7 protein-coding genes are annotated in these 7565 nt (G+C 63.4%); 4 read left to right on the forward strand and 3 right to left on the reverse strand.

Annotated elements, in window-relative coordinates; translation table 11 throughout:
* The coding region (locus E1J50_RS24465) for a MucR family transcriptional regulator (protein ID WP_245516737.1) at positions 1 to 254 on the reverse strand (254 nt) is incomplete at its 3' end.
* Between the two features lie 1253 nt (positions 255 to 1507).
* Between E1J50_RS24465 and E1J50_RS24475 the strand changes: the two genes are divergently transcribed.
* The 3 genes from E1J50_RS24475 (at position 1508) to E1J50_RS24485 (ending at position 4728) form a co-directional block, all read left to right on the forward strand.
* The gene (locus E1J50_RS24475) at positions 1508 to 2614 is read left to right on the forward strand and encodes an alpha/beta hydrolase (protein ID WP_132256624.1); all 1107 of its coding nucleotides are present in this window, start codon (positions 1508 to 1510) and stop codon (positions 2612 to 2614) included.
* Between the two features lie 335 nt (positions 2615 to 2949).
* Complete coding sequence (locus E1J50_RS24480) at positions 2950 to 3162, forward strand: DUF6494 family protein (protein ID WP_132256626.1); 213 nt, start codon at positions 2950 to 2952, stop codon at positions 3160 to 3162.
* A gap of 204 nt (positions 3163 to 3366) precedes the next feature.
* Positions 3367 to 4728: an MFS transporter gene (locus E1J50_RS24485; protein WP_165937963.1), complete on the forward strand. Its 1362-nt coding sequence runs from the start codon at positions 3367 to 3369 to the stop codon at positions 4726 to 4728.
* Between the two features lie 7 nt (positions 4729 to 4735).
* On the opposite strand, the gene E1J50_RS24490 is transcribed toward E1J50_RS24485, so the two are convergent.
* A complete protein-coding gene (locus E1J50_RS24490) occupies positions 4736 to 6253 on the reverse strand; it encodes a serine hydrolase (RefSeq protein WP_132256630.1) in 1518 nt (505 codons plus the stop codon).
* 161 nt (positions 6254 to 6414) lie between these two features.
* A complete protein-coding gene (locus E1J50_RS24495; RefSeq protein ID WP_165937964.1) occupies positions 6415 to 6870 on the reverse strand; it encodes an RNA polymerase sigma factor region1.1 domain-containing protein in 456 nt (151 codons plus the stop codon).
* Positions 6871 to 7264: 394 nt separating this feature from the next.
* On the opposite strand from E1J50_RS24495, the gene E1J50_RS24500 reads away from it, so the two are divergent.
* A partial coding sequence (locus tag E1J50_RS24500; protein ID WP_165937965.1) for a nucleotide-binding protein occupies positions 7265 to 7565 on the forward strand: 301 nt, incomplete at its 3' end.

Raw genomic sequence — 7565 nt, forward strand, 5'->3', positions numbered from 1 at the left:
AGCCCGTGGGTCGAGAGATGGCGCTTGAGCGTCTTGTAGGGCTTGCCGTCGATGAACGAGATCAGCGCGTCCGGCGTGATCGACTTGCGGACCTGAGCCGGCGTCGGCTTCTCGACCTCCTCTGCTACAGCGGAAACGGCGGCACCGCTGGTGAGGCTATTAAGCGTAGAATGAACGCTGACGATGAGTGCAGGCATGTCGCTGACGGCAACGTGATTGCGCGCAATGTAAGCTGAAACGATCTCGGCCGTCATCTCCACTAGATCGCTACGAAAAATTCCACCCTCGTCCTGCACGTTTGTCTCCGGTCTACATGAAGGGCGCACACATGATTGCAGGTGGTTCATATGTCAACTGTTCGGCAGGTGACGGTTCTCGGTCCTTGTACAGATCGCCAAGGTCTCGGGGCGAGTGCAGGCTTTCTGGCGACTGAGGGGCCGTCGCACGCTGATGACGGGTGGCTCCTGTGAGACGCTGGTCAACCGCTACAGCGAGCATGTGGCAGCGAACTCCAAGCGAATGATGGCTGCCTAGCCACCGCCCCATCTCCATCGCAAGCGGCGGCACCAAGATCCTGAAGCTGCGGCGCGCTCATGTGGGAGAGACGGATGGTTGCCTGGTCAACAAAAATGACAACACGGCATCTGAAACAATTTTCATCTCGCATAATTAACAAGGATTAAGAGCAATCGCTTGCTGCCAGGCAACTGGCGGCGTTTGGCGAGGGTGCCGATTGTAAAACGAGAGTGCGATGCGAGAAGTCAGCGATTGTCCCCCCATCGACGGGCCAACTTCTGATCCGGTGCTGTACGGCGTGGCTTGCGGCTTAGAGCGCATCTTCCCGCCCGTCGAGCATCCCCGCGCCGTCCAAGACAATGCATCAGTTTCTGTGAGGCCGGAGGCGATGCGCGAAGGCTCTCGGGATCATATATCGGCCGCCGGGACTGGGCGCAGTCCGCGCGATCGTGCGAAGGCTGGTTAGCTCAGGTGTCTATCGTGCAGGGTATAGGCTGCGTCGGCCAGGACACGCTGACGAAGCTCAAGCAACTCTGCTCTCCGCGGAAACGTCCCGTGACCCAGGCTCGGACCACTTCTGTGCTCTCCAGAACAGCCGCAGGCGTTCCAAGGGCACAGGGTCCAAAGCCCGCCTCAACAGACCAGTGACCCCCAAGGCCAACCTCATTTTTCAAAACGCCACCGCAACAAAAGCGCGGTCTCCAAGCAACGATTGCGCTTGTGCAAAGACCCATTTTACCTCCGACAAGAGTCTACCATCATCGAGACATTCGATGTTTTCGACAGCTAGGCGGTTCGCACCGAACGGCGAAGGCGAGGTTTGAGCCCATCAACGGTTCCTAGGAGTCGTCCGCTCTGGCGACGGTTCAGATCTTACGACCGGTCGGCAGTGTGATGGGTTTGGGCCTAACCCTAACGTGCAACGCCTTGCTGCGCAGGGAATCCGATGCTTCAAATTCTCGTCCGCCGTGCCGGTGGTCGGGAGACGACGATGCAGAGAACATCGACGAAGCGCCACATCCTGCTCAGCCTCGCGGCCGTCACGGCCGCCACTACCCTGCCGAACCTGTCGCTTGGGACCGCCCGTGCAGTCGAGCCCGCCGCGTCCAGGCCCAGAGAGCGCCAGCCTATCGAGGCCGAGAGCTTCCGCGTTCCAACGCAGGATCCCGGCATCACGCTCTACGTTCGAAACAAGCGTCCGGCGGGCATGAGCGCATTTCCAGCCGAGAAGATCCTACTCTACGTTCACGGAGCGACCTACCCCGCCTCGACGTCATTCGATCTGCCGCTCAACGGGCTCTCGATGATGGATTATCTGGCGGCCCAGGGCTACGACGTCTACCTCGTCGACCTGCCTGGCTACGGCTTCTCTGACCGGCCAGCGCAGATGAGCGCGCCCGCCCAGGACAACAAGCCCTTCATGCGCACCCCCGACGCGGCAAGTGCCGTCGGTAGCGCGGTCGACGCCATCCTGAAGCGGCGCAGTGTGGACAAGATCAATCTGATGGGCTGGTCGTGGGGCACTTCGACTATGGGGCTCTTCACGAGCCAGAACAACGACAAGGTGAACCGTCTGGTGCTCTACGCGCCGCAATGGCTTGCCAAGGCACCACCGAACCTCGGTAATTCCGGTCCGCTCGGCGCATATCGCAGCGTTTCGCGAGACAGCGCGAAGGACCGCTGGCTCAAGGGAGTGCCAGAGGACAAGAAGGCCGACCTGATCCCAGCAGGTTGGTTCGAGCAATGGGCGGACGCGACCTGGGCGACTGACCCGGTCGGCGCCGCGCAGAGCCCGCCCGTGCTCCGGGCACCGAACGGCATCATCGCGGATTCCCAGGAATACTGGCAGGCTGGCAAGCCGCTCTACGATCCTGGCCTCATCCGCGTCCCGACCCTTGTCATCCACGCGGAATGGGACGCAGACCTCCCGAGCTATCAGGCTCAGGAATATTTCACGAAGCTAACCGCGACGCCCTACAAGCGCTTCGTCGAGGTCGGCGAGGGCACACATACAGTGATGATGGAGAAGAACCGCATGCAGTTCTTCCGCGAGGTCGGAGCCTTCCTGAACGAGGTTGATCCCGTCGCGCTCAATTAGCCGCATCTCCTGAACAATGAAGCCTGGAGCCCTCAGGCTTCATCTCTTGATCTGTGTCGCTGCAAGTTTCGCGGACGGGCCTCTCGAAGAGTAGAGAGTGGAGGTGAGACCAAAATGCCGAACCAGCGCAGCACCGAGCTTTCGCAACCAGCAGCCATTTCCTGCCGCGTAGAGAACAGACGCTTTGACTTGATGGAGCAGTGCTGGAAATGGTCTCCATCCACACGCAAGCACGAGGGCGGAGCAACGATGCGTAAGCCTTGTAGATCAGTCTCGCCGCTAACCGCTGGCCCCATGAGTTGACGAGTGATCACACCACGCGTGGAGGAAAAGCCATGGACGAGGACCGCTTCAACATTGAATTGCGCAAATTCCTGAAGGAGGTCGGGGTCACCTCCCAGCGCGAGATTGAGCGTGTCGCTCGCGACGGCCTCGCGCAGGGCAACACCCTAACGCTTCGCATGACCCTCACAGCCGAGAATGCACCTCTCAAGCATGTCGTTGAGCGAACGATCTCACTGGGCGAGGATCCAAGCAGCTCCAGCTGAGAGCGTGGGCGCGCGCAGGGTGCCGGACGCCCCACCGGCGTGCACTCGGACGTCGGAGCAATGAGCATCGCGACATCGGCCGCAACACTCAAGATAGCTCTGGAATGATCTGCACCGAACTCGCCTCGCAGCCCATAGTTCATGTCCGGACGGTGCTCTGGCAGAAGGGATGGGTCATCGACAGTCAAATCTTGGAGTATTGAAGTGAGCGCGGCCGCCGACGCCCGGGACGCCCGCATCCGATTGGCCTGTTGCCTCGGCATGCTCGCAGTCGGTGTTAATGGCACCGCGATCATGGCTGCGTTGCCGACCATGCGTGCGGATCTCGCTCTCGGTCCCGAGGAGATGACCTGGGCGGTGAATAGCTATTTGCTCATGTCTGCTGCCTGCATCATCCTGGGCGGCAAGGCTTCGGACTGGATGGGGGCACAGCGCGTCGCCTTGGTAGGTCTGCTCCTTTTCGGCGTCGCCTCGGCCGCGATCGCTGCAGCAACGGGTCCTGGGCTGCTCCTGGCTGGGCGCGCGGTTCAAGGGCTGGGGGCAGCCCTCGCTGTGCCCGCGACACTCTCGTGCATCGGACAGGCGGCTGACCTCTCGCGGCGCGCTACTGCCTTGAGCGCCTGGGCGGGGGCGCTGATGCTCGGGTTCAGCCTCGGGCCACTCGTCGGCGGCGCGCTCACGCACGCGATCGGGTGGCGGAGCGTGTTCGGGTGCACCGCCGTCGCCTTGATCGCTGCGGCGATCCTGCTTCTGACTGCTCGAACAGGAGAAGAGACGCCTGCGTCGAGACGGCCGTCACAGATTGATGCCGGGGGGTTCCTTCTTCTTGCCGTTCTGATGGTGTCGGTCATCCTTACGCTCAACGGCCTGGCGCGGGTTGCGCAGGCGCCGATCCACGTTGCCCTGCCTTTCGCCGCCGCAGCAGCGGCATCCATCCTGTTCGTGCGCGTCGAGCGACGTTCCGCCGATCCGTTTGTGGACCTCGCCCAGGTCCGGCGATCCCCGCTCTTCCTGCGGGCGGCTGCGATCGGAGCGGTGACCATGTTCTGCATCCTGTCAACGCTCCTCTACTTCAACGTCGATGCTCAAGGCACCACAGGGCTTCAGTTGAGTCCTATCGGCGCAGGGTTGATGCTCCTGCCGCTGAGCGTGGGTTTGTTTGCTTCGTCCCGGCTCGCGCCGCGAGTGGTCCGTCGGCTAGGTCCGGCCAGCGCACTCGGAAGCGCCCTCATCGTCGTAGCCGTCGCCTGCGCGGTGATCGCCGCTGCAGCGCATCACCGCTCCGAGGAGACACTCTGCGCCGGCCTGTTCCTGTTCGGAGCCGGCCTTGCCGTGCCCTATGCTACCGCCCCGCGCCTTGCTCTTTCGGCACTGCCGCCCGAAGCTGCGGGCCAGAGCTCGGGCTTGATCAACGCCTGCACATTCCTCGGAGGTAGTTTCGGCGTCACAAGCGGGGCGATCCTCTACCCGCTCGCAGGCTTCTCGGGCGTGATGACCCTCGTGGCGGCCGCGGCACTCATCGGCGCCACGCTGGCCCGAAGCCTGCCGCGCGCGGGCGCACGCTGACTGCGGCTCACGGCACCCGTGTGAAGGAGCCGTAATTGACGCTCATGGTTCCGGCTACGCGACTACCGTCGATACGCGCCGAGGTCGCGGCCCCATTCTGGAAGCGGAAGGTGAGAAGGCCCGGCGCCACGTCCGGGTTCGGGAAGGTGAGAAGAAAGGCGTCGCCCGACCACAGGGTTAGCTTGGCCGGGCGCCCTCCAATGGTGACGACGAGCCCATCGCTCCTCGTCGCGATACGGAGTTGCCCGTAGAGCGCGCCCTGGTAGACGCCTGCGTAGGCGTCCAACGGGTGTGCCATCGGCAAGGCGTCGGCAGGCGGCTTCGGGATCGCGACCAAGTTCGTCCAGGAGGCCTGTTCCGACCGGATCTCAGCCTGGAGATCCCGCCCCGATGCGCCGATTTCCCGCTCCAGGAACTCCGCGCGCACAGCCTCGGGGAACACCGTGAGCTGCTTGTTGGCGAAGATCGCGATGCCGACTTTCAACTCGGGGATGAGTGAGACGATGGTGCGGACGCCGTTGAGGGCACCGTTCTTCTCGACGACCCGCCGGTTCAGAAAGTGGTAGCTGTCGCAACCGAGCCCCGCCGCAGCGTTCGGATCGTGCAGCGGCCCGCTCGGTCCCTCGACCATGCTGGCGGCGACGATCGCACCAAGTGTTGCGTCGGTCAGCATCTGGCGCCCCTCGAAAACGCCGCCCGCTAACAGCATGCTCATCCAGCGCGCGATGTCGGCACCCGTGGAGACGACGGCCCCGGCGCCGCTGAAAGCATCGACGTTCTCGTAAGCCATCACGCTTCCGTCGAGATCGTGTGCGGCCGCGCGGTTCTCGTCCTCGAAGAGTGTGGCCTGCACCGGTCCGCTGCGCTTCATCCCGAGCGGCTCTAGGACGGTATGCGCAAGGAGCTGCGGTGCAGTCAGGCCCGCAGTCTGCGCGGCAGCCTGCTGACCGAGGAAGACGCCGTAGTTGGAGTAGGCCCACCGCTCGCGGAAACTGTGGTCGAATGGCAGGAACCGGGCGCGGCGAACCAGTTCGGCAGGCTCAAGCTCGAACTCTGTGAGGAGGTCACCCGTGTAGGCGGGCAGGCCGGTGCGGTGAGCAAAGAAATCCCGCAATGTCGCGTTCTGGGTGGCGTAGGGCACAGCGAGTTCAAGCTGCGGAGCGAACGTGGCGATGGGCCTGTCCCAGGCGACGATCCCGCGGTCGACCAGCGTTCCCACGGCCGTCGCGGCGATGAACTTGCTCACCGACGCGATCTGAAATCGCGTCTGTGTGTCAACCAGCGCCGTTTTCCCGACTTCACGCACACCGTAGCCCCTGACGAAGACAGGGCCATCGGATTTCGCGACGGCGATGACCGCGCCGGGCACCGCGTAGTCTACCAGCGCCTTCTGCACGAACTGATCGAACGTGCGGCCGTTCACAACCCGGGTCAGCGCCTCGACGGCGGGCTCATCAGCATTGGCGAGGCCGGTGCAGAGACAGAGTGCAAGAGTGACGAGCGAGACGAAAGGTATGCGGCTCACCGGTCACGCTCCTTCCGCACCCGGGCACCAGTGCTGGCCGGTGGTGCGCCTCGACGGCTCAGTGAGAGTGCAGCTCTGGCCAAGGTCGTGCAAGGAACGATGCTTCGATCTCGCCAAGGGTGCGGAAAGGACGGAGCCGGCAAGCCAATGCGGCTGCGCTTTCAGCGAGTCATGAAAAGCACGCCGCCAGCCAAGACCAAGAACGTGATGAAGCCGGCGACCGCAACAATCCGGCTCACCTGTGTTCGGTCCGCCAATCCGTCGACGGGCTGGGCAGATCCGTCCTGGGCCGGCAGGCCAACGGTCGTGAGCGAAGGGGCGGTAGCGCTCGTGAGCTCTCGCGGTTGGTGAGAGATCCCGCTGGCAGGCTCGCTTGGAAGCGCCAGGGGATTGCTCACAGAAGGCGGACCTTCGGCACGCGACACTGTGAGGAGCGTTTCTTCGAGCTCAACAGGCACCCCAGCCTCCTCGATCTCAAGCACCAACAGCGCGATGTCCTCGGCGCTCAGCCCGTCCATGGGCAGGGCCGCCAGCAGGTCCTCTGGCGAGAGCCGACCCTTTTGCTTCCCGAAAGCGATGAGAAGGTTCAGCGTGTTGCGATCGATGTGGGCGGCCAACAGACTTCGCCTCCTCGCCGATTTGTTGCGGGTCCCGCGCCAGAGGGCTAGCGGATGAGTGGGGCTTCTTCGTGTGTCGTCGGCCACCAGCCTACCCGCACGTGCGATCGGGCGGCCACCGCCTGCCGAAGGCCCGCGAACTTATCCGGTCGCAAGCGCCCATGTGGTCAGCGACGTTTGGCCAGAGCCGCGGCAGATATCTCTGGCGGTCCGGCGAATTATCATTTGATAAATACGCTCAGCGCACACGCATTTAACTATTTTTTAACTCATATCTGCTTGTGATTGTCTTGCCCAGCCAGGGTGAGCGCGGCGCACAAGACGCCACTTCGTCGTGTAAACACGGCGATATGTTCTGCGCTGCCCTGATGGTTGCAGCGAAAGGGGAGCAGCGATGTCTAAGGTTCTCGTCGTCACATCGGGCAAGGGCGGCGTCGGTAAGACGACCACCACGGCGGCCCTCGGGGCCGCCATCGCGCAGAGCGGAAAGAGCGTCTGCGTCGTCGACTTCGACGTCGGCCTGCGCAACCTCGACCTCGTCATGGGGGCCGAGCGGCGGGTCGTCTACGACCTCATCAACGTGGTCAACGGCGACGCCAAGCTGCCGCAGGCGCTGATCCGCGACAAGCGGCTCGACTGCCTCTCGCTGCTGCCGGCCTCCCAGACCCGGGACAAGGACGCGCTCACCGACGCGG

It is taken from the genome of Methylobacterium segetis (assembly GCF_004348265.1).
Lineage (GTDB): Bacteria > Pseudomonadota > Alphaproteobacteria > Rhizobiales > Beijerinckiaceae > Methylobacterium > Methylobacterium segetis.

Excerpts from the sequence above, each read along its gene's own strand:
- E1J50_RS24475 (WP_132256624.1), top strand. The coding sequence starts at position 1,508 with ATGCAGAGAACATCGACGAAGCGCCACATCCTGCTCAGCCTCGCGGCC.
- E1J50_RS24480 (WP_132256626.1), top strand. The coding sequence starts at position 2,950 with ATGGACGAGGACCGCTTCAACATTGAATTGCGCAAATTCCTGAAGGAG.